This window comes from Rhizobium laguerreae (assembly GCF_002008165.1).
GTDB classification, from domain to species: Bacteria; Pseudomonadota; Alphaproteobacteria; order Rhizobiales; family Rhizobiaceae; genus Rhizobium; species Rhizobium laguerreae.
In genome coordinates, this window is the sequence record NZ_MRDM01000011.1 from 366346 (window position 1) to 391329 (window position 24984).

General features: G+C 61.4%; 24 protein-coding genes, 1 tRNA gene and 2 pseudogenes. 21 read left to right on the top strand and 6 right to left on the bottom strand.

Annotated elements, in window-relative coordinates; genetic code table 11:
- Positions 1-357 precede the first annotated feature (357 nt).
- Positions 358-855, top strand: a complete 498-nt coding sequence (locus tag BS630_RS14270) for a DUF1993 domain-containing protein (RefSeq protein ID WP_077977971.1) — start codon at positions 358-360, stop codon at positions 853-855.
- Between the two features lie 111 nt (positions 856-966).
- Here BS630_RS14270 and BS630_RS14275 read toward each other — a convergent pair whose 3' ends face one another.
- Together BS630_RS14275 and galE are read right to left on the bottom strand one after the other, a co-directional pair.
- Positions 967-2511 (bottom strand): alkaline phosphatase family protein, encoded by a 1545-nt coding sequence (locus tag BS630_RS14275; protein ID WP_077977973.1) that lies wholly within the window; start codon positions 2509-2511, stop codon positions 967-969.
- Positions 2489-3472 carry a UDP-glucose 4-epimerase GalE gene (gene galE, locus BS630_RS14280; RefSeq protein ID WP_077977975.1) on the bottom strand — a complete coding sequence of 328 codons (984 nt, stop codon included), beginning with the start codon at positions 3470-3472 and terminating at the stop codon, positions 2489-2491. The genes BS630_RS14275 and galE overlap by 23 nt, the downstream gene beginning before the upstream one ends.
- A 264-nt stretch (positions 3473-3736) precedes the next feature.
- Between galE and BS630_RS14285 the strand changes: the two genes are divergently transcribed.
- The gene (locus tag BS630_RS14285) at positions 3737-4381 is read left to right on the top strand and encodes a ThuA domain-containing protein (protein WP_077977976.1); all 645 of its coding nucleotides are present in this window, start codon (positions 3737-3739) and stop codon (positions 4379-4381) included.
- 156 nt (positions 4382-4537) lie between these two features.
- Positions 4538-4639, top strand: a pseudogene (locus BS630_RS36490) (GNAT family N-acetyltransferase); the annotation flags it as partial.
- 117 nt (positions 4640-4756) lie between these two features.
- On the opposite strand, the gene BS630_RS14290 reads toward BS630_RS36490, so the two are convergent.
- Positions 4757-5011: a DUF2934 domain-containing protein gene (locus tag BS630_RS14290; RefSeq protein WP_077977978.1), complete on the bottom strand. Its 255-nt coding sequence runs from the start codon at positions 5009-5011 to the stop codon at positions 4757-4759.
- Positions 5012-5211: 200 nt separating this feature from the next.
- Between BS630_RS14290 and BS630_RS14295 the strand changes: the two genes are divergently transcribed.
- The 3 genes from BS630_RS14295 (at position 5212) to BS630_RS14305 (ending at position 9177) form a co-directional block, all read left to right on the top strand.
- Positions 5212-6648, top strand: coding sequence for a DUF6880 family protein (locus tag BS630_RS14295; protein ID WP_077977980.1), 1437 nt, complete (start codon positions 5212-5214; stop codon positions 6646-6648).
- Between the two features lie 36 nt (positions 6649-6684).
- Complete coding sequence (locus tag BS630_RS14300; protein ID WP_077977981.1) at positions 6685-7245, top strand: DsbA family protein; 561 nt, start codon at positions 6685-6687, stop codon at positions 7243-7245.
- 300 nt (positions 7246-7545) lie between these two features.
- Positions 7546-9177 (top strand): ArnT family glycosyltransferase, encoded by a 1632-nt coding sequence (locus BS630_RS14305; RefSeq protein ID WP_077978084.1) that lies wholly within the window; start codon positions 7546-7548, stop codon positions 9175-9177.
- 335 nt (positions 9178-9512) lie between these two features.
- Here BS630_RS14305 and BS630_RS14315 read toward each other — a convergent pair.
- Positions 9513-9602 (bottom strand) — tRNA-Ser (locus BS630_RS14315).
- Positions 9603-9907: 305 nt separating this feature from the next.
- On the opposite strand from BS630_RS14315, the gene rplU reads away from it, so the two are divergent.
- From rplU to BS630_RS14335, 4 genes are all read left to right on the top strand, one after another.
- A complete protein-coding gene (gene rplU / locus BS630_RS14320) occupies positions 9908-10225 on the top strand; it encodes a 50S ribosomal protein L21 (protein ID WP_003543907.1) in 318 nt (105 codons plus the stop codon).
- 33 nt (positions 10226-10258) lie between these two features.
- Positions 10259-10528: a 50S ribosomal protein L27 gene (gene rpmA, locus BS630_RS14325; protein ID WP_003543909.1), complete on the top strand. Its 270-nt coding sequence runs from the start codon at positions 10259-10261 to the stop codon at positions 10526-10528.
- Between the two features lie 126 nt (positions 10529-10654).
- On the top strand, positions 10655-11311 hold the full coding sequence (locus BS630_RS14330) for a GNAT family N-acetyltransferase (RefSeq protein ID WP_025396449.1): 657 nt from the start codon (positions 10655-10657) through the stop codon (positions 11309-11311).
- Positions 11308-11895 (top strand): GNAT family N-acetyltransferase, encoded by a 588-nt coding sequence (locus tag BS630_RS14335; RefSeq protein ID WP_077977985.1) that lies wholly within the window; start codon positions 11308-11310, stop codon positions 11893-11895. Before BS630_RS14330 ends, BS630_RS14335 begins: the two co-directional genes overlap by 4 nt.
- Before the next feature lie 41 nt (positions 11896-11936).
- On the opposite strand, the pseudogene BS630_RS14340 reads toward BS630_RS14335, so the two are convergent.
- A pseudogene (locus BS630_RS14340) lies at positions 11937-12802 on the bottom strand (endonuclease/exonuclease/phosphatase family protein).
- Positions 12803-12886: 84 nt separating this feature from the next.
- On the opposite strand from BS630_RS14340, the gene obgE reads away from it, so the two are divergent.
- From obgE to modC, 7 genes are all read left to right on the top strand, one after another.
- Positions 12887-13981: a GTPase ObgE gene (gene obgE, locus BS630_RS14345; protein WP_077977986.1), complete on the top strand. Its 1095-nt coding sequence runs from the start codon at positions 12887-12889 to the stop codon at positions 13979-13981.
- On the top strand, positions 13968-15137 hold the full coding sequence (gene proB / locus BS630_RS14350) for a glutamate 5-kinase (protein ID WP_077977987.1): 1170 nt from the start codon (positions 13968-13970) through the stop codon (positions 15135-15137). Before obgE ends, proB begins: the two co-directional genes overlap by 14 nt.
- Positions 15130-16413 carry a glutamate-5-semialdehyde dehydrogenase gene (locus tag BS630_RS14355; RefSeq protein ID WP_077977988.1) on the top strand — a complete coding sequence of 428 codons (1284 nt, stop codon included), beginning with the start codon at positions 15130-15132 and terminating at the stop codon, positions 16411-16413. Before proB ends, BS630_RS14355 begins: the two co-directional genes overlap by 8 nt.
- Positions 16388-17050, top strand: a complete 663-nt coding sequence (locus BS630_RS14360; protein WP_077977989.1) for a nicotinate-nucleotide adenylyltransferase — start codon at positions 16388-16390, stop codon at positions 17048-17050. The genes BS630_RS14355 and BS630_RS14360 overlap by 26 nt, the downstream gene beginning before the upstream one ends.
- A 528-nt stretch (positions 17051-17578) precedes the next feature.
- The gene (modA, locus tag BS630_RS14365) at positions 17579-18370 is read left to right on the top strand and encodes a molybdate ABC transporter substrate-binding protein (RefSeq protein ID WP_077978085.1); all 792 of its coding nucleotides are present in this window, start codon (positions 17579-17581) and stop codon (positions 18368-18370) included.
- 260 nt (positions 18371-18630) lie between these two features.
- The gene (gene modB, locus BS630_RS14370) at positions 18631-19332 is read left to right on the top strand and encodes a molybdate ABC transporter permease subunit (RefSeq protein WP_077978086.1); all 702 of its coding nucleotides are present in this window, start codon (positions 18631-18633) and stop codon (positions 19330-19332) included.
- Positions 19329-20396, top strand: a complete 1068-nt coding sequence (gene modC / locus BS630_RS14375; protein ID WP_077977990.1) for a molybdenum ABC transporter ATP-binding protein — start codon at positions 19329-19331, stop codon at positions 20394-20396. The genes modB and modC overlap by 4 nt, the downstream gene beginning before the upstream one ends.
- 3 nt (positions 20397-20399) lie before the next feature.
- Here modC and BS630_RS14380 read toward each other — a convergent pair whose 3' ends face one another.
- Complete coding sequence (locus BS630_RS14380; RefSeq protein ID WP_077977991.1) at positions 20400-20774, bottom strand: winged helix-turn-helix domain-containing protein; 375 nt, start codon at positions 20772-20774, stop codon at positions 20400-20402.
- Positions 20775-20984: 210 nt separating this feature from the next.
- On the opposite strand from BS630_RS14380, the gene rsfS reads away from it, so the two are divergent.
- From rsfS to BS630_RS14400, 4 genes are all read left to right on the top strand, one after another.
- Positions 20985-21428, top strand: coding sequence for a ribosome silencing factor (gene rsfS, locus BS630_RS14385; RefSeq protein WP_003589592.1), 444 nt, complete (start codon positions 20985-20987; stop codon positions 21426-21428).
- 118 nt (positions 21429-21546) lie between these two features.
- On the top strand, positions 21547-22029 hold the full coding sequence (gene rlmH / locus BS630_RS14390; protein ID WP_011654027.1) for a 23S rRNA (pseudouridine(1915)-N(3))-methyltransferase RlmH: 483 nt from the start codon (positions 21547-21549) through the stop codon (positions 22027-22029).
- A gap of 189 nt (positions 22030-22218) precedes the next feature.
- Complete coding sequence (locus BS630_RS14395) at positions 22219-23622, top strand: murein hydrolase activator EnvC family protein (RefSeq protein WP_077977992.1); 1404 nt, start codon at positions 22219-22221, stop codon at positions 23620-23622.
- Positions 23612-24934: a S41 family peptidase gene (locus tag BS630_RS14400; protein WP_020052177.1), complete on the top strand. Its 1323-nt coding sequence runs from the start codon at positions 23612-23614 to the stop codon at positions 24932-24934. Before BS630_RS14395 ends, BS630_RS14400 begins: the two co-directional genes overlap by 11 nt.
- The last annotated feature ends 50 nt before the right edge of the window (positions 24935-24984 follow it).

The window sequence follows — 24984 nt, forward strand, 5'->3', positions numbered from 1 at the left end:
GCGGTGCCCGGCTGCACCCTCCTCACGCCGGAGCTCCAGGCATTTGCTCTGAAGCCGCAATTCCCTGCGCCGCCTCTCCCGCGGCGCTCCGCAAAACGGAACAAACAAACCGTTCAATCTGTTCTGCGGAATATTCATTCCATTTTCTGCGAACGGCGTCAAGTATCTTTAGCGGCGACGAGATATGGATGAGAGCGCAATGCCATGCGGGCTTCACGACCGACGCCCGCATTCCCTCTGTTGTGAAAGACGAAACGAACATCCATCTATGGGAGGGTCGAAGACGGGCTCACGGCCGCAGACGCCTTCGACCTCTCGCCGCGACCCAATCATTTGAAGATTTTGGAGACAGGACAGATGTCCATTTCGATGTATCGCCTCACCGTTCCGATGTTTCAGCGCGGCCTCGCCAGCCTGAAAACCTACCTCGACAAGGCCGAAGCCTATGCGAAGGAAAAGAATATCGATCCTGCCATATTGGTCGCCGCTCGCCTGGCGCCCGACATGCTGCCGCTCTCCGGCCAGTATCAGCGCGCCAGCGACACCGCCAAATTTGCGCTCGCCCGCCTGACGGCGACCGAAGCCCCGAAGTTCGAGGATAACGAAACGACGTTCGAAGACCTTCGTGAGCGCCTGGCAAAGACTGAAGCCTATCTCGCCGGTTTCTCGGTGGAAGCACTGGAAGGCACAGAAACCCGCCAGATCACCCTGCCGGGAAAGAGTGGTATCGTGCTACCGGGTGACGAATATATCGCCACCTTCGCCCTGCCGAACTTCTATTTCCACGTCGCGACGGCCCACGCCATCCTGCGTAGCCAGGGTGCGCCGATCGGCAAACGCGATTATCTCGGCTAGACCACTGCATAATTCCTTAAATCGAAACCGATTTAAGGATAAAATTATGCAGCGATTCAAAGCGTTACAGCGCCCTTTGCGGGTCTGAAAAAGACGCGCGGCGCTGTAATATCAGGGCCGGTGCGTTACCGGCCCCCTTTCCGTCAGCTCGGTATAGGCGAGCGTCTGATCGAGATGGCATGCTCTGAGCGACAGCAGCTTCTCGGCATAATCGAGCCGTATCGCCGCATAGGCCGGATCCGCCGCGACATTGTCGAGTTCCATCGGATCGTCGGCAAGATTGAAGAGCAGCGGCGGCAAAGCGGTAAAATGCACATATTTGAACCGTGCGTCGCGGATCACCGCGAGATTGCATTCGTTGGACCGCAGCCGGAAATGACGCTCGGCCTCGCCATGCGCAATGTCGCGGAAATCGAATTCCCAGAATGCCGCATCCCGCCAGCCCTGTCCGCTCCCACCCCTGACAAACGGCATGAGCGACCGGCCATCGAGCCCGTTCTTCGCGTCGATGCCGAGCCTTTGGCAAAGTGTCGGAAAAATATCGGCAGCGCTGGTGAATTTGTCGACGACCCCACCCGCAGCACTGCTTGCGGGATCGCGTATGACAAGCGGTATATGATAGCCGCCGTCGAAGAAGCCGCCCTTGCCGAGCGTCCAGTGATCGCCCGCCATCTCGGCGTGATCAGAGGTGAAGACAATAAGCGTGTCGTCCCAGGCGCCCGCATCCTTGAGCGCCTGCCAGATGCGGTCGAGCTGCGCATCGACCTCTGATATCATGCCGTAATAGATCGCCCGGATCGCGGCGAAATCCTCGGCGTTCCAGCCGCTGAGCGGCCCCGTTGCGCCGCGGATGAAGTCGCCCCTGTCGGAGCGCGGCATGGCATAGGCGAGGTAGGGATGACTGTCCTGTTCGGCTTCGAAGTTTGCCGCACGGGCAAAAACCGGTCCTTCGTCCGGCTTGAACATGCGGTTGAACGGCTCCGGCACGGAGAATGGCGGATGCGGCCGCAGGAAAGAGACATGCGCAAACCACGGCCTGTCCTGTTCGCCCATCCAGCGGATGAATTCGCCGGCCAGGAAAGCCGTCTGGGTCTCGTCGCGCGAATAAGCCGGCGCCGCATCGGAGATGTCTCCGGCTCTGGCACCGACCGGAATATGGATATCGCGGCTGACGGCATCCGCGTGGCCACGGGACCTGAGCCAGGAGAGCCATTGTTTCTCATGCTCGGGCAGAAGCTGGCGGGCGGTAAAACCCGGCAGCACGCCTTCGTAGGTCGTCAGATGCGGGTCCCTGGCATCCATGCCGCGCGGATCGGGCGCCGTATCCGTGTAGCCGAACAGCGTCGGGTCGTATCCTGCCCGCCGGGCGGCCAGCGCCAGATTGTCGAAGCGAGCATCGAGCGGCGAACCGTTGCGGCAGACGCGGTGGTTCATCTGATAGAGACCGGTATAGAGCGTGGCCCGCGCTGGTGAGCAGGGTGCCGCCCCGGCATAGTGCCGCCGGAAGAGCGTGCCTTCGCGCGCCAGCGCATCGACAGCGGGCGTCTTTACGCTGGCATGGCCGATGGCCGACAGGCAATCGCCGCGCCATTGGTCCGCCGTGATCAGCAGGATGTTCGGCCGGCGCGTCTTCTCAATGCTGGTTGGATTTTGCATGCCAGTCCCAGGCGGAGCGGATGATCTCGGACAGATCATACTGCGGCACCCAGCCGAGCACGTCGCGCGCCTTGTCGTTATTGGCGACCAGCGTATGCGAATCGCCTTCGCGGCGGCCGATATATTCGACCGGGAAAGGCCGGTTCGACACGTCCTCGATGGCGCCGAGCAATTCCTTGACCGTCGTACCGGTGCCGGTGCCAAGGTTGAGCGCGACGGAATCGCCGCCCTTCAGCAGATATTCGACGGCGCGCACATGCGCATCGGCAAGATCGAGCACATGGATATAGTCGCGCACACAGGTGCCGTCGCGGGTCTCGTAATCGCTGCCGAACACCTTGAAACCCTGACGGCGGCCGAGTGCCGCGTCGATCGCAAGGGGTATCGCATGCGTTTCCGGCTGATGCCATTCGCCGATGCGGCCCTCGAAATCGGCGCCGGCCGCATTGAAATAACGCAGCACCACCGAGCGCAAGCTCCTGTACTGGTCGTAATCGGCAAGCGCCTGTTCGACGATATATTTCGTCCGCCCGTAAGGATTGATCGGCACCTGCCGGTGCGTTTCGTCGAGCGGCACGCTCTGCGGCAGGCCGTATGTGGCGCAGGTGGAGGAGAAGACGAAGGCGTTGATGCCGGCCGCCTGTGCCGCTGAGAGCAGCGTCAACGTGCCGATCACATTGTTCTCGTAGAAGGAAACCGGATCCCTGACCGATTCGCCGACCTCGATCAGCGCCGCAAAATGCAGGATCGCCGCCGGCTTGTGCTTGGCCAGTACCTCATCCAGCCGGGCTCGATCGCGAATATCGCCTTCCTCGGCCGGCCCCCATCTGACGAACTCGCGATGGCCGTTCGAAAAATTATCGAAGACGACAGGCCGATAGCCCTTGTTCGCCAGGTCGAGGCACGTATGCGAGCCGATATAGCCGGCGCCGCCGACGACAAGAACCGTTTCACCTGCCATGTACCACCCTTATTCATTGAGAGATGGAAGAAACCTAGACGAGATACACGTCAATAAAAAGAAGGAACTGCGATCGGCGGCAACGGACAATACGTCAAATGCCGAAGCCACGCTCGACCGGGTGCAATCGGCCACCTGCGCAATTGTGTCGGATCAGGAAGAAACACATATTATTCGCGTGATTTGCATAGCGGCTCGATCTAAGGCGCTTGCACCATCATGTGATGATCAACGGTCTGCAGCCATCAGGCAGGGAGAGCGCAAATGAGGAAGGCATTGGTCGTTTGGGGCGGCTGGCAAGGCCACGAACCGGAGCAATGCGCTCATATTGTCGCCGATCTTCTGCGCGAGGACGATTTTGCCGTCGAGGTGACCGGCGATCTCGGCGTGTTCGGATCTCCGACATTGGCGAAAGCCGATCTGCTGGTGCCGATCATTACCGGCGAAAAGCTTGAGAAGGAGCATGCCGCTGGCCTCGTCGAAGCCGTGCGCGGCGGGCTCGGGCTTGCCGGCCATCACGGCGCGCTCGCCACGTCCTTCAAGGAAAGCGCGCCTTTCCGCTATGTCTCCGGCGTCACCTGGGTCGCCCATCCCGGCAACATCATCGACTTCCGCGTCGCCGTTACCCGCCAGGACGATCCCGTCATGGAAGGCATTCCCGATTTCGACTATCGTTCGGAGCAATATTATCTCCACTACGATCCGACTGTCGAAATCCTTGCAACCACCACCTTCACCGGCGCCTACGATCCGGCGGCCCGCAATGTGGTGATGCCCGTTGTCTTCAAGCGCCATTTCGGCGCCGGCCGCATCTTCTATTCCGCCCTCGGCCATGTCGCAGCCGAATTCGACCATCCCTATATGCCGCTCATCCTGCGGCGTGGCCTCAGCTGGGCCGCACGCCAGTAGCGCCAGAACGATCGCCCGCGGATGAGGATCGGCAACGATATCCGGGCGATGACGGCGACTAAAGAACGCGGATTTCAGGCTGGAGGGCACCTCGCCTGATCGGCCGGCATGGGGCGGCCGCTTGCCGATCACCTGCCCGCGCCATAATTTGCCCGGATGCAGGATCGCTTCTCTTCCTTCCCCGCAACCGCCGACCGCCTGGCCGACATAGAAGCGGTCTTCGACGATTGCGCCGACGGCCGGAATTGTCGCTGCGCCTCTCGATGTTTCTGGATGCGGGTTTCGCCGAAGTGGCAAGACGCCTGCCGGCAAGGCCGATCGTGCGCCTGGAATGCCGCTGAATATTTCGGCAACCCAGGGATCGATAGATACGGCCTAGCGAGCCGCCTTGATCTGCCGGTCGTTCTCCAAGGCAGGAGCCGCCTCGTCATAGATCCGCATCAGCCGCCCGGCTGCCTTCAGCTTCTCGATGAGATCGTTTCCATCGGGCGAGGCCTTCGTCCGCTCCAGCTGCTCGAACTCCCTCAGCGCCTGCGCCCAATGGCTTTCCCCACGCCCATCCGGCCTGCCTTCCGATTCCCATAGTGAATAAGCGCGCTGGCTGACCCAGGCGTCTTTATTATGACTCATAATCAACCCCAGCGAGAAATTTGGAAGCAATATTCGACAGGCAACAAGGTGCCAAAACCGGCTTTAGGAGTCGTTACGAGGCAGCGTTAGTTTTTAGCTAATAGCGACGTGCCGAAGGATTATCCCGCGTGCACATTCTCGGACCTTGGCCCCGTACTGGCTCCAGGGTAGGGTCACCGCAGAAACGACAGCGATGACCGATGGCAGCCAAGACAACACTCAATGCGAAAAATCTCGAATCCCTTGGTGCACAGCGCCTTGCCGAGCTGCTGATCGAGATCAGCATGGGCAGCGCCGCCCACAAGCGGCGGCTTCGAATGGAGCTTGCCGGCAATCACGGCAGTGCCGAAGTGGCGCGTGAGGTGCGAAAGCGGCTTGCCAGCATTGCCCGTGCCCGCACCGTCATCAACTGGCGCAAAGTGAAAGCGCTGAAGAGCGATCTCGAAACCCAGCGCAAGACGATCACAGAGACGGTTGCCGCCGATGATCCCCAGGAGGCGTTCGAACTGATATGGCAGTTCCTCGCATTGGCGAATCCGATCTTTGAAAGATCCAGCGACAGCAGCAGTTCTGTCATCCAAAGTTTTCATCAGGCCTGCGAGGATGCTGCCGCAATCGCCGCGTCCGCCAAGATCGACTCCAATGTCCTGGCCGACAAGGTGTTCAAAGCCGTCCAGGACGATGGTTACGGCCAGTACGACAACCTCATTGCGGCGATGGCGCCAGCTCTCGGCAAGGATGGTCTCGATTGCTTGAAAACCCTCTTCGTCCACTGGTCCAAGGAGTCGAGCGACAAGCCGGCTAATGACAAGCGCGAGATCATCGGCTGGGGCAGCGCTGGTCCCCTTTACGAAGATGAGATCTACGGCACTCAGCGGGATCTGACGGTGCGCATAGCCTTGCAGGAAATTGCCGACGCCCAGGGCGATGTCGATGCCTACATCGCCCAGCAACCCGAGAACACACGCAAGGCGCCGTTGATTGCGGCCGATATCGCCACTCGCCTGATCTCGGCCGGCCGGGCGAAGGAAGCGCTTGAGATGCTGAATGAGGTCGAGACGAAAGACCGGGTCGACATGCCGTTCGAATGGCAGCTCGCGCGCGTCGAGACGCTGGAGGCCCTGGGGCGCGCAGAGGAGGCGCAGACCTATAGATGGACGTGCTTCGAGCAGTCGCTGCACGACCAGCATCTCCGCGCCTTCCTCAAGCGACTGCCGGACTTCGACGATCTGGAGGCGGAGGTGAAGGCATTCGCCCATGCCCAGGCTTTCCCGGACGTCCACCAGGCACTTGTATTTTTTCTGAATTGGCCGGCACCTGCCGAGGCAGCAAAACTCGTGATGAGGCGGAAGGCGGAACTGGATGGCAATCTCTATGAGCTGATGCCGCTGGCAGCCGAAGCTCTGGCGGAGAAACATCCGCTCGCGGCAACCATCGTCTTGCGCTCCATGATCGATTTCACGCTCGATAGCGGCCGGTCCAGCCGCTATAAGCATGCGGCGAGGCATCTTGCGGACTGCGCATCGCTTGCGCCGCATATCGATGACTTCGGCAACACGAGATCCCATGACATCTATGTCGCAGAACTTAAGCGTCGACACGGCAAGAGGCATGGCTTCTGGAGTCTGGTGACCTAAGTCGCTGCGGATGCTTTACCGTCAGAGAGGAATTCCATGACGACCACCGCCTGGCATGCCGATCCACTGACTTGGGGCAATGGACCCCGCATCTTCGAAGCCTTTCTGGAGCCGACTTGCCCCTATTCGGTCAAAGCGTTCAAAAAGCTCGATGATCTGCTGAGCCAGGCCGGCGAAGACAAGATCACCATGAAGATCCGCCTGCAGTCGCAACCTTGGCATATGTATTCGGGCGTCCTCGTCCGCTGCATCATCGCAGCCTCGACGCTGGAAGGTGGCAAGGAAACTGCAAAGCAGGTAATGGCTGCCATCGCCGCCCATCGCGAGGAGTTCGAATTCGAGCGTCATGCCGGCGGCCCGAATATGGATGTGACGCCGAACCAGATCATCGAGCGCCTGGAAGGCTACAGCGGTGTCAAGCTGAAAGAGGCCTTCGCAATCCCGGATCTCGACCGAGAAATCAAATGGCACTGCAAATATGCCCGGCAGAACGGCATCCACGTCTCGCCGACCTTCATGATCGACGGCCTGGTGCAGCCCGACATGAGCAGCGGCGATGAGGTTGGAGCCTGGGTGAAGAAGGCGTTGGGCAATTGACGCTGGCCGTGTGCCCGAGACCATCAAGGTGAGCCGTCTCTCTGATGTTCTTATGGTGTTCGCATGGGGGATGGAGTCAGTAATCAATCTGGGCTAATTGGCTTTTTAAGGCATTGCTGATGAACTGCCGTCATGACAAAGCCGCCCCGCAAGCCTTCCAAGCCGCTGCTCGGTGAAGCCTACGAGCCGCTCCGCAGCCGACCGCGCCGGCGGCGAGATCCCGCTCAGCCTCATCCTCCTCTCGATCCGATGACGGCGCGTATCGCGCCGCGTCTGGGGTCGGGGAGGACACGGTTTCAAATGACGGACGACCCGGAATTGACCCGGGTCGAAGATCTGCAATGTCAGCAGCAGACGACCGGCCGGGACATGGCTGCTCGCTACTATCTGAGCCTCGACACCGCGATCTTGCTGGGGATCCTGTTTATTGCGATCGTCTTCAGGTTCCACAAGATCACCTTGCCGCTGGTCGACGGCTTCAGCTGGCGCGAGATAAGCACCGCAATGATGGCCGACAATTTCCAGCAGCGCAGCTGGAACATCTTCTTTCCGGAGGTCAACTGGACCGGGCCCGGGCCAAGCTATCAGGGCCGCGAGTTCCAGATCGTCAGTTATCTCACGGCCTTGCTCTACCAACTCTTCGGCTGGCAGGACTGGTTCGGCCGCGTGGTTGCGGCCTTCTTCGGTCTGGTGACGGTGTTTTCGCTGCATCGGCTGACGGCACTATGCTGGGGCGAGATGCACGCCCACGCGGCGGCACTTGCCTACGCGCTGATGCCGGCGGCGATCATGATCGACAGCTCGTTTCTTCCCGATCCCGCGATGCTGGCCTTGGTCACTCTTGGCGTCTGGCTGTTCGCCAAATACTGGGCCGGCGGCAGCGGCTGGCTCTTGCCTCTCGCCACGGTCAGCTTCTCGCTCGGCGTGCTGTCAAAGCCACCCGGCATCGCGGCCGGCACCGCCATCTTCTATCTGATGGTCTGCTGGATTCGGGAGAAGAAGCAAAAGCAGGCGACCTGGGTCTTCCTGTCGGGGCTTTTGAGCCTGGCCATCATCGGCGCTTATTACATCTGGGCGATTTATCTCGGCCGCAGCTATCCGCCGTTTCATGTCGCCGGCACCGGCGGCTATATCTGGGATGACGGCTTCTGGACTTATGTCAGGGACAGATTCTACTTCAAATCCTTGTGGAACACCTCGGTCTTGTGGTTCTACGGCTATCCGTTCCTGGTGCTGCTGGCCGTCGGCTTGTGGATACCGCTCAGCCGCGCCGAACACCCGAAGCAACGCAGCCTTTCGGCCATTCCCTATGTGTGGCTGACTGCGGCCATCATCCTCTATCTGGCGGCGGCAGGCGAGATCACCAGCAATGTGTGGAACTTCCATATCTTCCATGTGCCGATCGCGATGTTCTGCGGCCACGGCGCGCTTCTTCTGGCAAGGCTTGGGTCAAAAACCGTTCTGACGCCGGCGGTGGTGCTTCGCTCGATCTTCATCGTGGCCATCGCGCTTGCCTGGTCGACCTTGCCCCTCGTCAGGACGATGAAGAAGCCAATCGCCATGAACGGCAAGCTGCTCGGTGAGGAACTGGCGCGGTTGGCACAACCGGGCGACCTCGTCGTCGCCATTGCCCCTGAGGTCGGCGATCCCGTCGCAGTTTATTACAGCAGGGCGCGCGGCTGGGTGTTCCCGCCTGGCGGAGGCGATGCCGAATGGTCGAAATTCGTCGCGGATGATACCACCGCGATCGCACAGCTCGAGGAACTGCGCGCGCAGGGCGCGGATCTGTTCGGCGTGGCCAAGAATGCCACCGACAAGGAGGACCGGCTGTTCATCGAGCATCATGATGGGGTTATCGACCATCTGGACAGGACCGCAACCAAACTTGCAGATTCGGATAATTTGCTGGTCTATAGGATCACCCGCCCATGAGAGCCGCGACAGTCGGGGTCATGGGCCTTCGACCGCATCACGCCCAGCACCTTCGCAGTGAAGACGATCGCGTTTTTCCTCACCTATGTCCTGGAAATGCTGCGCATCTGCAATGAGTTTCGTGACGTGGTGCAGAGCCGTTTCGGCGCCGGCCGCAATCGGTCGCGCACCGCTCACCTCAAGCGCCGGGCTGCAGCATGTGCTCTGACGACCGAGGCTTGGGCCCGCGCGGCGTGTCAGCGCAGATGGTCAAGGAGACAGCCGATCTCGATCGTCTGCTTCGCCGAAAAATCGAAAGATAGCAGGAGGGGACACCCTTAAGGTCGAAGGCCGAATGGCGGAGAGGGTGGGATTTGAACCCACGATACCCTTGCAGGTATGCCGCATTTCGAGTGCGGTGCATTCGACCACTCTGCCACCTCTCCGCGGTCTGGTCGGCGCTTGTTCGGCGCGGGCGTTCTCATAACGGGCAAATGACAGGCTGGCAAGCCGAAAAGTCGAGCCATTCCATCCTTTTGCCTTGACACTTTTTTGCCGCTCGGCTATCTCGGCTGCGCAATAGGTTTGGAGAAATCCGCGCCTAGCTTGTCCTGCGCTTGCGCGGGGCTTCACCGGCAGGAAGAGTTCGAGGATTAGACCTCTGAAATCCCTGCTTAACTTCGACTGATAAAAAGACGGCCACCTTGCTCAATCGGCGAGGAGAGCTGGAACGAACATGAAAGGATAAAAAATGTTCGCAGTCATCAAGACCGGCGGTAAACAGTACCGTGTGGCAGCCAACGACGTGCTGACCATCGAAAAGCTGGAAGCCACCGCTGGCGACTCCATTGAATTCACCGAAGTGCTCGTGATCGGCGAAGGCGCCGACGCTGCGATCGGTGCGCCCTTCGTTACCGGCGCCTCTGTCAAGGCAGAAGTCGTCGAACAGAACCGCGGCAAGAAGGTCATCGCCTTCAAGAAGCGCCGCCGTCAGAATTCGAAGCGTTCGCGCGGCCATCGTCAGCATCACACGGTCGTCCGTATCACGGACATCGTGGCTGCCAAGTAAGATCAACGGGACAAGGTTTAAAGGAGAACTCCAATGGCACACAAAAAAGCTGGCGGTTCATCGCGCAACGGTCGCGATTCTCAGTCCAAGCGCCTTGGCGTGAAGAAGTTCGGCGGCGAAGCCGTCATCGCAGGCAACATCATCGTGCGTCAGCGCGGTACTGAGTGGCATCCGGGTTCCAACGTCGGCCTCGGCAAGGATCACACGATTTTTGCGCTTACCGCCGGCAATGTGAACTACCGAACCAAGGCCAACGGTCGCGTCTACGTGTCTGTCATGCCGAAAGCGGAAGCAGCGGAATAAGCCGGTAGCGCTCAAAAACAGCCGGCGTCTCATCGACCCGGCTGGCCGTATCAGGTTCAGTCTAGAAAACAGGGGAGATGGGGCGCCATCTCCCCTTTTTCTTTACCCCTCAAGGAGGACTGAACCATGCAAGGCGAATTGTTAAGGGTAGACCAATCACGGTCTCCCCGGGAAGACCAGCGGTCTTCCACGGAGCGGCTGAGGCCGGAACGGTTAAGGACCGATTGCCCTGTCTTGTTATCGGAAAGGCTCGTCATGCGCGCGCCTCACGAAGAAGACATCGACGCCCTTGCCCATCTCGCCAATAACGCCAAAGTCGCCACCATGGTATCGCGTATGCCGCACCCTTATACCGCCGATGATGCTGCTGACTTCGTGCGTCGCACGAAAAATGGCGAGATTGGCAAGTGCGTCTATGCGATCACCAAGGCCGAAAACGGCGCCTTTATCGGCTGCTGCGGCGTGGAGCCGCAGACTGACGGCAGGACCGTCGAGATCGGCTACTGGCTGGGCGAGCCCTATTGGAACAAGAGTTATGCGACCGAGGCCTGCCATGCCCTGGTCGATATGGTGTTCAGAACCCGTCAGGACGTCGATCAGATCGACGCCCGTTGCCGGGTCATGAACGTCGCCTCGCGCCGCGTCATCCAGAAGTGCGGCTTTCAGTTCCAGGGTTCGGGGCTTGCCGCCTCGCTGGCGCTCGGCAGCAACGTGCCAGTCGAATGGTACAGGCTCGACCGCAAGACCTGGATGTCCCTCCGAAGCTGGGGGAACATCGCATGAGCACGACGGCACTGCAAAGGCCGGAGGTCAAGCCGATGATGCCCGGTCCCGCGCCTGTTATCTCGACCGCCCGGCTGACGCTCCGCCCCCACAGGCTGAGCGATGCGCCTGGTATCGCCGAATCGCTCTCCGATTTCGCGGTCACGCGCATGCTGTCCCGCGTACCCGCGCCGTTCGACCGGCAGGATGCGCTGGACTGGCTGATCCCGGTCACATCAGGCACCCTGCCCGACTGGCCGCTGGCGATTACCGGCAAGGACGATGTCCATATCGGTAACGTCTCGATCGAGTTGCGCCACGGCCGCTGGCACCTCGGCTACTGGCTGAACCGCTATTACTGGCGGCGCGGCTATATGAGCGAGGCGGTGGCGGCGATCATCGAGCGCTTCTCGCGCCGCATGCCGGAGACGCCTGTTCATTCCGGCGTCTTCGCCGACAACCCGGCTTCGCTGCGATTGCAGGAGAAGCTCGGTTTCCGCATGACGGGTTGCGGCGAAATCTATTGTTTCGCCCGCAACACCATGGTGTCGCACATCGAGACCGTGCTGCAGCCGGGCACGCTGCAGCCGCGAAAAGTGGCCTGACTGATCAAACTCGAGACGCCGCCGCATCGGCGGCGTCTCCTTCAATCGCCGATCTCGACCCATACCGGGAAATGATCGGAACCGACGGACTGCGTATCGATCCGGAGGGATTTCAACCGGCTCAACAGGCCGCAACTGACGAAGCAATAATCGAGATGCATGCGTTTGCCGCGATCTTCGGGATCCATCCAGCTGTAGCTCTCCGGAGAGTAGGCCTTCAGCGCCGCAAAGGCGTCGACCGGCGTGCCGATCCTCGCCACGCGGCCGTAATACCCGCCGCCAGCCCCAGCAAGCGCGCAATATTCCGGCGATTCCGGCTCCATGTTGAAATCGCCCATGATGACATAATCCTCCGGCAGCGGCGGCTCCGGCAGGTCGAATTCGCCAGCCCCGGTCAGCGTTCCACCCTCCTGGACGAAGGCATTGATATGGGCATTCAGAAATTGCAGCTGTCGGATGCGCTCGTCGGCCGAGACATGGTCGAGATGGACGCAGTAGACGCGGATCGCGCCGGCGGGTGCTGCGATCACCGCCTCGGTTGCGCCGCGCTGCAGGTTGATCTTGCCGATCGTGCGGCTGCGCGGCAGGAGCAGCGTCCGGGTCGCGAGGATCGGCCAGCGCGACAGTACCATGTTGCCGAACTGGAATCGCGTGCCGCGCACCGGCTGGAGCCCACTTTCATCAGCTTCGACATGCATGTCGCAGGCTGGCCCATACACCCAGAAATAGTCGGGAAAAGGGCTGCAATATCGGCCACCATGTCGGCGAAACCGTTGCGAGAGAAGCCGCGGGTCACCTCCTGCAGCGCGATGACGTCAGCCCCCTCGAGATTCCGGGCAATGCGCGCCAGATCGTATTTGCCGTCGAGACCGAAGCCGTACTGTATGTTATAGCTCGCAAAATTCACGATAATCTTTGACCTCCGTCGGAACCGCCTATATCGAATGGGCCAAGACGGGCCGTCCAACTGCCACTGAATATTGGAAGTAAAATGAAATTTCTCGACGAAGCAAAGGTCTATATCAAGTCCGGGGACGGCGGCGGCGGCAGCGTTTCGTTCCGACGCGAGAAATTCATCGAGTTCGGCGGCCCCGATGGCGGCGACGGCGGACGCGGCGGCGACGTCTGGGTCGAGGCCGTCAACGGCCTCAACACGCTGATCGATTTTCGCTTTCAGCAGCATTTCAAGGCGACGATCGGCACCCATGGCATGGGCAGGAACCGCACCGGCGCCAACGGAAGCGACGTGACGCTGAAGGTTCCGGTCGGCACCCAGATCTTCGAGGAAGACCGGGAAACGCTGATCTGCGACCTGACTGTCGAAGGCCAGCGTTACTGTCTTGCCCATGGCGGCAATGGCGGCTTCGGCAACGCCCACTTCAAGACCTCGACCAATCAGGCGCCGGATTGGGCCAATCCCGGCCTGCCCGGTGAGGAAAAGACCATCTGGCTTCATCTGAAACTGATTGCCGATGCCGGCCTCGTCGGCATGCCGAATGCCGGCAAGTCGACTTTCCTTGCCGCTGTCACCCGGGCCCGGCCGAAGATCGCCAACTATCCCTTCACCACGCTGCATCCCAATCTCGGGGTCGCCACCATCGACGAGCGCGAATTCATCCTGGCCGACATTCCGGGCCTGATCGAAGGTGCCCATGAAGGGGTCGGCATTGGCGACCGTTTCCTCGGCCATGTCGAGCGCACTCGCGTGCTGCTCCACCTCATCTCCGCCCAGGAAGAAAAGGTCGGCAAGGCCTACAAGACGGTCAAGCACGAACTCGAAGCCTACGGAAACGAGCTGACCGACAAGGCGGAGATCGTGGCGCTGTCGCAGATCGACGTGCTCGACGACGCCGAACTGAAGAAGAAGACCAAGGAATTGGCCAAGGCCTGCGGCAAGACGCCATTCCAGATTTCGGCTGTCACCGGCAAGGGCATGACCGAGGTGCTGCGCGCGCTGCGCGACATCATCGTCGAAGCCAATACCGAGGAGAAGCCGGCCAAGGTGCCAAAGCTGCGTCATCGCGACATGGTCGTCAGCGATGAGGGCGAGGGCAAGGGTGGAGACGAGGACGATGACCATCCGTAAGCCGCTTGGCCGCTACCGCCGCATCGTCATCAAGATCGGATCCGCGCTTCTGGTCGACCGCAAGGCCGGGCTGAAGAAAGCCTGGCTCGACGCCATGTGCGCCGATATCTCGGGCCTGAAGGCCAAGGGCATCGACGTGCTCGTCGTCTCCTCGGGCGCAATCGCACTCGGCCGCTCGGTGCTCGACCTGCCGTCAGGTGCGCTGAAGCTGGAGGAAAGCCAGGCGGCGGCGGCCGTCGGCCAGATTGCGCTGGCGCGCGCCTGGTCGGAAAGCCTGTCACGCGACGAGATCGTCGCCGGCCAGATCCTGCTGACGCTCGGCGATACCGAGGAACGCCGCCGTTATCTGAATGCGCGCGCCACCATAAATCAGCTTTTAAAGATCGGCGCCGTGCCGATCATCAATGAAAACGACACGGTTGCCACCAGCGAGATCCGCTATGGCGACAACGACCGGCTGGCTGCCCGCGTCGCGACGATGACCGGCGCCGATCTGCTCATTCTTCTCTCCGATATCGACGGCCTCTACACCGCGCCGCCGCATCTCGACCCGAACGCGACGTTCCTGGAAACGATTGCCGAAATCACCCCCGAGATCGAGGCGATGGCCGGAGGCGCGGCCTCCGAGCTTTCGCGCGGCGGCATGCGCACCAAGATCGATGCCGGCAAGATTGCGACGGCATCAGGCTGCGCCATGATCATCGCCTCCGGCAAGACCGACAACCCTCTGTCGACGATCGAAAACGGCGCGCGTTCCTCCTGGTTCGCGCCATCGGGCACACCCGTTACCGCCCGCAAGACCTGGATTGCCGGACAGCTGCAGCCGGCCGGCGAACTGCATGTCGATGACGGCGCTGTCGTCGCCCTCGGGGCCGGCAAGAGCCTGCTTCCCGCTGGCGTTCGCAGCGTTTCCGGCCTCTTCAGCCGCGGCGACACGGTGGCGATCATCGGCCCGGCCGGCCGCGAGATTGCCCGCGGCCTGGTAAGCTACGATGCCGACGACGCCCGCCGGATCGCCGGCCGCAAGTCGGCGGAGATCGAGGCCATTCTCGGTTATGCCGGGCGCGCCGCCATGGTCCATCGCGACGATATGGTCATGACCGCGCAGATCGGTTCGAAATCGGAAAGGCAGAAGAAGGACGCGAGCTATGCTTGATACCGTTGCGCCGGGCCCTGACATTGACGTGCTGATGAACGACATCGGCCGCAAGGCAAAGGCTGCGGCACGACCGCTGGGCTTTGCATCCACCGAGGCGAAGAACAGCGCGTTGAACGCCATGGCCGATGCGATTCTGGGCAACAAGACGCATATTCTTGCCGAGAACGCCAAGGACCTGAAGGACATCGAAGGCACCGAGATGCTCGCTTCCTTCGTCGACCGGCTGACGCTGAACGACAAACGCATCGCCGAAATGGCCGAGGGAATCCGCGCCATCGCCGCCCTTGCCGATCCAGTCGGCGAAGTCATCGCTGCCTGGGACCGGCCGAACGGGCTGAAAATCGAGCGCGTCCGCACGCCGCTCGGCGTCATCGGCGTGATCTTCGAAAGCCGGCCGAACGTTACGGCTGATGCCGGCGCCCTCTGCCTCAAGGCGGGCAATGCCGTCATCCTGCGTTGCGGCTCGGATTCGCGCCGTTCATCGCAGGCTATCCATGCCTGCCTGGTCGAGGGCCTGAAGGCGGCGGGACTTCCAGAGCATGCTATCCAGCTCGTGCCGGTCACCGACCGCGCCGCCGTCGGCGCCATGCTGCGCGGCTTGGACGGGGCGATCGACGTCATCGTGCCGCGCGGCGGCAAGAGCCTGGTTGCCCGGGTGCAGAGCGAGGCTCGTGTGCCGGTTTTTGCCCATCTCGAAGGCCTTTGCCACATCTATGTCGATGCCTCGGCCGATATCGAAATGGCGAAAAAGATCATCGTCAACGCCAAGATGCGCCGCACCGGCATCTGCGGGGCCGCCGAAACCCTGCTCGTCGATGGCGCCGCGATCGGCACGCATCTGACGCCGCTGCTTGAGGTTCTGACGGAGGCCGGCTGCGAGGTCCGTGCTTCGGCAACGGTGCTGAAGGTTGCACCCGGCTTGAAGCCCGCGACCGAGGAGGACTGGTCGACCGAATATCTCGACGCGATCATTTCCGTTGCCGTCGTCGACGGCATATCGGGCGCCATCGCCCATATCCAGACATATTCCTCCAACCACACCGAGGCGGTTATCGCCGAGGACCCCGCCGTTGTCGCGCGCTTCTTCACCGAAGTCGATTCGGCAATCCTGCTGCACAATGCCTCGACGCAGTTTGCCGATGGCGGCGAGTTCGGCATGGGTGCGGAAATCGGCATTGCCACCGGCAAGATGCATGCCCGCGGCCCCGTCGGCGTCGAACAGCTCACCTCTTTCAAATATCGGGTGCATGGTGCCGGACAGACGCGGCCCTGACGTGACGACCGAGAATGTGGACCGGCACTATCTCCGCATGCCGCACAGCGAGCGCGGCATGGTCGTCGGTCTGTTCGGCGGTTCGTTCAATCCGCCGCATCAGGGTCACGCGCTCGTCGCTGAAATCGCCCTCAAGCGGCTCGGCCTCGACCAGCTCTGGTGGATGGTTACCCCGGGCAACCCGCTGAAGAGCCGCAACCAGCTCGCTCCGCTTGCCGAGCGCATTGCCGAAAGCGAGCGTGTGGCCGCCGATCCGCGCGTCAAGGTCACCGCCTTCGAACAGACGCTCGGCACCAGCTACACCGCCAATACGCTTGCCCGCGTCAAGGCGCGCAATCCACATGTGCATTTCATCTGGATCATGGGCGCCGACAGCCTGCAGACCTTTCACAAATGGCAGAAATGGCAGGAGATTGCCCGCACCTTCCCGATCGCGGTGATCGACCGGCCGGGCGCGACGCTCTCCTTCCTGTCCTCGAAAATGGCCAGGACCTTCGATTTCGCCCGTGTCGACGAGGATGATGCCCGTGTTCTCTGGAAGAAACGTGCCCCGGCCTGGACCTTCATCCACGGACCGCGCTCGGGCCTGAGCTCGACGGCAATCCGCAACGGCTCGTCGCACAGCGACGCCGAATAGAGCGCCGCGCGCCCAACAAGACGCATACGCCAGCCTGATTTCAGAAGATCCCGAAAACGAGAAAGCCCGACGGGGGAGGAGATCCGTCGGGCTTATAAACTCGATCGACAACTGGGAGGAGGAGTGTTGTCGACCCTATCGAACGGCTATGGGAGGAGGAGAAGCCGTGTCGATGAGTATGTTGTAGCATATTTCGCAGGAAGATGAATATCGATTGGTGCATTGCAGCAATGCATTGTGTGCAACTCTGTGCAGCCTTGTGGCTTTGGCATTGCCGTTTTTCTTAGCAGAAATCGACGGAGCATGCTGTGCCGCCGGGCGCCCTTGCGATTTGCCACCTGTCGCTCGGGTATTTTCATCTATGGATCTCACGCTGCCGTTTAAGCCATGCACTTCAACAATGCGTAACTATTGGGTCGTAGCGGACACCGCGATCCAATACGGTTATATTTTCATGGATATATCCCTAGCCAAGACGCCTCACCCGTTATATTCGTTGCAATATTTCGAATCCCGAAGGGAATGATCATGCAGAACCGCAGTCGATGGCTGAAACTGGCAATCGCCGCGATCGCCGCCCTCTGGCTTGGCACAGCAGCGCTTCCGGCGCCTGCCGCCGCCGCCGAAAAACTTACCGTCTTTGCGGCGGCGAGCCTCAAGGATGCGCTCGACGCCGCCAATGCCGCCTGGGCGAAGGAAAGCGGCAAGGAAGTCGTCGTATCCTATGCGGCGAGCGGCGCGCTGGCCAGACAGATCGAAAACGCCGCACCCACCGATATCTTCATCTCGGCCGACCTCGACTGGATGGACTACCTCGCCAAGAAAAACCTGATCAAGGCCGATACCCGTTTCAACCTGGTCGGCAACCGCATCGTGCTCGTTGCCGAAAAGGCCAAGGCAAAACCGGTCGAGATCAAGCACGGCTTCGATCTCGCCGGGCTTGTGGGTGACGGCAAGCTTGCCATGGGCGAGCCGAAATCGGTTCCGGCCGGTAAATACGGCATGGCCGCGCTCGAAAAGCTCGGCGTCTGGAAATCGGTCGAAACCAAGGTCGCCGGCGTCGAAAGCGTGCGCGCCGCCTTGGCCCTCGTCTCCCGCGGCGAAGCGCCTTATGGCATCGTCTACCAGACGGATGCGGCAGCCGATAAGGGTGTCGCCGTCGTCGGCACCTTCCCCGCCGAGTCCCATCCGCCGATCATCTATCCGATTGCGATCCTCGCCGAGAGCAAGAACCCGGATGCATCAGCCTATCTCAACTTCCTGAAATCCGACAAGGCTGCTGCCTTCTTCACGGCGCAGGGTTTCACCATCCTGAAGTGATTGAGGCCGGAAATGTTGCGGATTTGCACGTCAGTGCCTGACTTGAGGCTCACATCACGATGTTTCAGTCTGCTGACGAGGACCGCTAACTACTCTATCGTCATGCTCGGGCTTGTCCCGAGCATCTGCATCCGGTCGATTTTTGTATAGGCAGCAGATCCTCGGCACAAGGCCGAGGATGACGCCGAGTAAAGAGCGTGATTTGCAACAAATGGCTTGCATGTGCGAGCCTTCATTTTTGAGAGGAATAGAAGCGCTTGCTGGACGCTCTTGGCTTGAGCAATGAGGAATGGACGGCGATCCTGCTCAGTCTGCGCGTCTCGATCGTCGCCATGCTGGCAAGCCTGCCCTTCGGCATCCTCGTCGCCCTGCTGCTTGCCCGCGGCCGCTTCTGGGGCAAGTCGGTGCTGAACGGCGTCGTTCACCTGCCGCTAGTGCTGCCCCCGGTGGTCACCGGCTTTCTTCTTCTCATCCTGTTCGGCCGCCGCGGTCCGATCGGCAGCCTGCTCGACCAGTATTTCGGCATCGTCTTGTCTTTCCGCTGGACGGGTGCCGCACTGGCCTGCGCCATCATGGCCTTTCCGCTGATGGTTCGCAGCATCCGTCTGTCGATCGAGGCGGTCGACCGCAAACTGGAGGAGGCGGCCGGAACGCTCGGCGCCGGCCCGGTCTGGGTCTTCCTGACGATCACCCTGCCGTTGACCCTGCCCGGCATCATCGCCGGCATGATCCTCTCTTTTGCCAAGGCGATGGGCGAATTCGGCGCGACGATCACCTTCGTCTCCAACATTCCCGGCGAAACCCAGACGTTGTCGGCGGCGATCTACACCTTCACCCAGGTGCCGGGCGGCGATGCCGGCGCGCTCCGCCTGACGCTCGTCGCCGTCGTCATTTCGATGGCCGCCCTGCTCGCTTCCGAATTCCTTGCCCGTCTCGCTGGCCGGAGGATCAACCCGGAATGACGCTGATCGTCGAGGCAAAACAGAGGCTCGGCGCCTTTTCGCTCGATGCCGCCTTCACCTCCGACCGTGGCGTCACCGCGCTGTTCGGCCGTTCCGGCTCCGGCAAGACCTCGATGATCCGCATCATCGCCGGCCTTGCCCGCCCGGATGAAGGCCGCGTCGTCCTCGATGGCGAGCCCCTGACCGAAACCGCAACCGGTATTCTCGTCCCGAAACATCGCCGCCGCTTCGGTTATGTCTTCCAGGAAGCGCGGCTTTTCCCGCATCTCAGCGTTCGCACCAATCTCTCCTACGGCCGATGGTTCGCGGCGAGAACGGCGCGCGGCGAGAGCTTCGACCGCATCGTCGACCTGCTCGGTATCGAGACGCTGCTCGCGCGCAGCCCCGCGAAGCTGTCCGGCGGCGAGAAGCAGCGCGTCGCCATCGGCCGCGCGCTTCTCTCCTCCCCTCGCCTGCTGTTGATGGACGAGCCGCTCGCCGCCCTCGATGAGGCGCGTAAGACCGAAATCCTGCCTTATCTAGAACGATTGCGCGACGAAACCGACATCCCGATCGTCTATGTCAGCCACTCGATCGCCGAGGTGGCGCGGCTGGCAAATCAGGTCGTCGTCATGCGCGACGGCAAGGTGGAAGCGACCGGCCCCGCCATCGACATATTGAGCCGCCCCTCCACCGCCTCCGACCGGCGGGAGGCCGGCGCACTGCTGGAAGGCACGGTGGAAAGCTTCGATGCGCGGCACCATCTATCGACGGTCGCGCTGAAATCCAGTCGGCTCCATATTCCGGGTGCGGCCCTTGCGCCCGGCAAATCGGTCCGCGTCCGCATTCCCTCCCGCGATGTCATGCTCGCGACCGCAAGGCCCGAGGGGCTCAGCGCGCTGAATATCCTGGAAGCAAGGATAGAGGGGATGTCGTCGACCGAGGGCGGAACGGTGGAAATCCGGCTCGATTGCGACGGCGATATCATTCTTTCCCGGATCACCACACTGTCCTGCGAGCGTCTGGATCTTCGACCGGGAAGGGTGGTTTTCGCCGTCATCAAGACAGTTGCCCTGGAGGCCTGATCATCAGCGCTCGCCCTGCTGCAGGTTGCGCTTGGCCTCGAGCCAGGCGAGATCTTCGGCAAGGCTCGTGCGCATCGTTCTTTCCATCCGGCGGAAACGACCGAGCAATTCCTCGCCGAACGGCGTCAGCGCCGCGCCGCCGCCCCTCTGCCCGCCGCGTTGCGATTCCACCACCTGTTCGTTAAACATCCGGTTCATCTCGCTGACCAGCAACCATGCCCGCCGGTAGGACATGTCCATCGCCCGCCCGGCGGCCGAGATCGATCCGGTCTGGCGGATATGCTCCAGCAGTTCCATCTTGCCATGGCCGAGTCGATCCTCATCCGGGAAGCTGATTCGCAGGACGGGCACGAGTGTTTTTGCGGCTGAGTCGGTCATTGAATCTGGAGATCGTGGAATTTGCTGCACTTTACGCTGCGGCATGGAAACTGTACACCGCCCGCACGAAGCCGCCCCGAGCAGTCAAATACTTCAATTCGAACGGCAGATCGGATTTTCGGCCGTTCTGTACCTTAGCATGTCTTGAAACATTAATGGTTTGATGCCTATCTTAACCATGATCCGGTCGCGATCGGATCTGTGTTGTGCATAGTTTGTCATTCCAGGAAAGGGAAAGCACTGACAACAGTACACGCCAAGGGAAAAACGTTCGCCGTTATCCCGAAGAGTGCGGAACGTGGCGCCGATGCCGCCGCCCGTGCCCTAGAAACCGTCCTCGCCAGCCTCGAGGACTCCAAAGCTGAAGATATCGTCACCATCGACATTGCCGGAAAATCGGCGCTGGGAGACTACATGATCGTCGTCTCCGGCCGCTCGAACAGGCATGTCATGGCGATCTCGGATCACCTGCTCACCGACCTTAAGGACGACGGCCTCGGTACGGCCCGCGTCGAAGGTCAGGAAGGCGGCGATTGGGTCCTGATCGACACCGGTGACATTATCGTGCATGTGTTCCGTCCCGAAATCCGCGAGTTCTACAACATCGAAAAGATGTGGGCGGCTCCGGATATGGATGAAGAAACACGGCACTGACTGGCGAGCCGGCATTCTGTCCGGCGCCTGAGACGTGGCATTGGCTGGCCGGCAAACATCATAAGCCGGCCGGTGGCGCGGTGCGCGCCCGATGTGCCGCATGAGCGGGAGCGGATAAATGCGAATAGGTCTTTTTGCGGTGGGACGGCTGAAGTCCGGCCCGGAAAAGGATCTTGCCGCCCGTTATTTCGACCGTTTCGCCAAGGCCGGCCCTGCCGTCGGCCTCGAATTGACCCGCGTTGCCGAAGTTGCCGAAAGCCGTGCCTCCAATGCGGAGACTCGCAAGCGTGAAGAGGCGGCGATGCTTCTGAAATCGCTTGCCGATGGCAGCATCCTCATTCTTCTCGATGAACGTGGCAAGGCACTCGACAGCGAAGCCTTCGCAAACCTGCTCGGCTCCTATCGCGACCAAGGCAAACGCGAGCTGACTATCGCGATCGGCGGCGCCGATGGCCTCGATCCCTCGCTTTACGACCGTGCCGACGCCACGCTGTGCCTGGGCAAGATGACCTGGCCGCATCAGCTCGTGCGCACACTGATCGCCGAACAGCTCTATCGTGCCGTCACCATCCTGTCCGGCCATCCCTATCACCGCGTCTGATGCCGCATCGGCCCGATGCGTCGGCGCGACACCCCGGCAAGGCGTCGCAATATCACGCAGCCGTGTTTGCTCGGCCACCCCCTTCTCCTGCAAACCTTATGGCAAAGCGCACCAAATCAGCTTAGTCTCCGCGCGATTTGAGAAAGTGCCCCAACACGCATGATGAGAGCATCCACCAGGCGACACCGCATGATCCTGCCGGCTATCGCAGCCGGCGTCGGTGTGGCGGTGATTGTCATGTCGGCAGATCCGTTCATCGTCCGGGCGCAGGATGCCGCGCCCGAGGCGGTACAATCCGCACCGCAGCCGGCAGCCGAGCCCGCGCCGCCGCCCGATCCGGCGGCCGAACTTGCCGCCAAGCGTGATCAGACCCGTGCCGAACTCGAAACTCTGTCGAAAACGATCAGCCTCTCCACCGACAAGGTGAGCACGCTTCAGCAGAGCATCGCCGATCTCGAAAAGAGCACGGAAAGCATCCGCCAGGCACTCATCGATTCCGCTGCCCGCCGCAAGGCGCTCGAAAAGCAGATCCTCGAAAGCGAGAAGAAGCTTGCCGATCTCGGCGTCAAGGAGGATGGCATCCGCCGTTCTCTGCACGAGCGCCGCGGCCTGCTGGCCGAGGTGCTGGCAGCGCTCCAACGCATGGGCCGCAATCCGCCGCCCGCCTTGCTCGTCACCCCGGATGACGCGCTTGGCTCCGTGCGCAGCGCCATTCTGCTCGGCGCCGTCGTGCCCGGCATCCGCAAGGAGACCGACAAGCTTGCCGCAGACCTCGCAAGCCTCGCCGCATTGCAGACTGCAAGTGCTGCCGAGAAAACCTCGCTGACCGCGACGATGACTGATGGCATCGAGGAAGAGCGGCGCATGGACTTGCTGCTTGCCGAAAACGACAAGCTCAGCCGCAGCAACGCCGCCGAACTCGGGGCCGAACGGAAACGCTCGGAGGAACTGGCAGGCAAGGCGACGAGCCTTGAAGGCCTGGTCGCCTCGATGGAATCCGAGATCGCTTCGGTGCGCGACGCCGCCGCTGCCGCCCGCCAGGCGGAGGAGAACCGCAAGCTGCTTACGGACGAGCAGCGCGCCCAGGCCAAGGCGCTTGCCGACAGCGGCGTGCCCGATAAAAACCGCATTGCGCCCGCATATCCGTTCGGAGAATTGAAGGCGAAATTGGAGGTGCCCGTTACGGGCGATATCCTGCGCCAGTTCGGCGATGCCGACGGCACCGGGCACGAGGCCATGGGAATGACGGTCGCCACCAATCCAGAGACAGTGGTGACGGCGCCTGCGGATGGTCTGGTGGTTTTCGCCGGCGCATTCCGCAGTTACGGCCAGATGATCATCCTCGACGCGGGCGATGGATACCACCTGGTTCTCTCGGGAATGGATACGATCAATACCCGTCAGGGAAAATTCGTTTTCTCCGGCGAGCCGCTTGCCGTGATGGGCGCGAAAAGAGTGGCAAGCGCAACTGCATTGGCGCTGGAAACGAACCGGCCAACGCTTTACATTGAATTTCGAAAGGACGGTAAACCGGTCGATTCCCGGCCGTGGTGGACCGCCAAAGACACTGGAAAGGCACGCAATGATTCGTAGGGCTTCTCTTGTTCTGGTCGGCGCATTGATGGGTGCGACCGCAATGAGCGTCATTTACTCGGCGAGTGTGCCGGCAGAAGCGGCCGGATCCTCGACTTACAAGGAACTTTCGGTTTTCGGAGATGTCTTCGAACGTGTGCGTGCGCAATATGTGACGCCGCCTGCGGAAGACAAGCTGATCGAGAACGCCATCAACGGTATGCTCTCCTCGCTCGATCCGCATTCGAGCTACATGAATTCGAAGGACGCCGAGGACATGCGCACCCAGACCAAGGGTGAGTTCGGCGGCCTCGGCATCGAAGTCACGATGGAAGACGAACTTGTCAAGGTCATCACCCCGATCGACGATACGCCCGCCGCCAAGGCCGGCGTTCTCGCCGGCGACTACATCTCCGAGATCGACGGCCAGTCCGTGCGCGGCCTGAAGCTGGAAGACGCAGTGGAGAAGATGCGCGGCGCCGTCAACACGCCGATCAAACTGACGCTGATCCGCAAGGGTGCCGACAAGCCGATCGAGCTGACGATCGTCCGTGACGTCGTCGCCGTCCAGGCAGTCAAGTCGCGTGTCGAGGACGATGTCGGTTATCTCCGCATCATCTCCTTCACCGAGAAGACCTATCCAGACATGGAAAAGGCGATCAAGAAGATCAAGGACACCGTTCCGGCCGACAAGCTGAAGGGTTATGTTCTCGACCTGCGCCTCAATCCGGGCGGTCTGCTCGACCAGGCGATCAACGTCTCCGATGCGCTGTTGCAGCGTGGCGAAGTCGTTTCGACCCGCGGCCGCAATCCGGATGAAACCCGCCGCTTCAATGCAGGCCCGGGCGACCTGACGGATGGCAAGCCGGTGATCGTGCTGATCAACGGCGGTTCGGCTTCCGCATCGGAAATCGTCGCCGGCGCCCTTCAGGATCTGCGCCGTGCCACCGTTCTCGGCACGCGCTCCTTCGGCAAGGGCTCCGTCCAGACGATCATCCCGCTCGGTGAAAACGGCGCGCTGCGCCTGACCACGGCGCTCTACTACACGCCGTCGGGCCGCTCGATCCAGGGCACCGGCATCACCCCCGACATCAAAGTCGAGGAGCCGCTGCCGGAGGAACTGCAGGGCAAGATGGTGACCGAAGGCGAATCCAGCCTGCGCGGCCACATCAAGGGCCAGAGCGAGACGGACGAAGGTTCGGGCTCCGTTGCCTATGTTCCGCCGGACCCGAAGGACGACGTTCAGCTGAACTACGCGCTCGACCTTCTGCGTGGCAAGAAGACCGATCCGGCCTTCCCGCCGAACCCGGACAAGGCCGTCGTCGCCAAGTGATCGATCAGCTCAAGGCCGGGTACTCGCCCGGCCTTGAGCCTTTCTGCTGT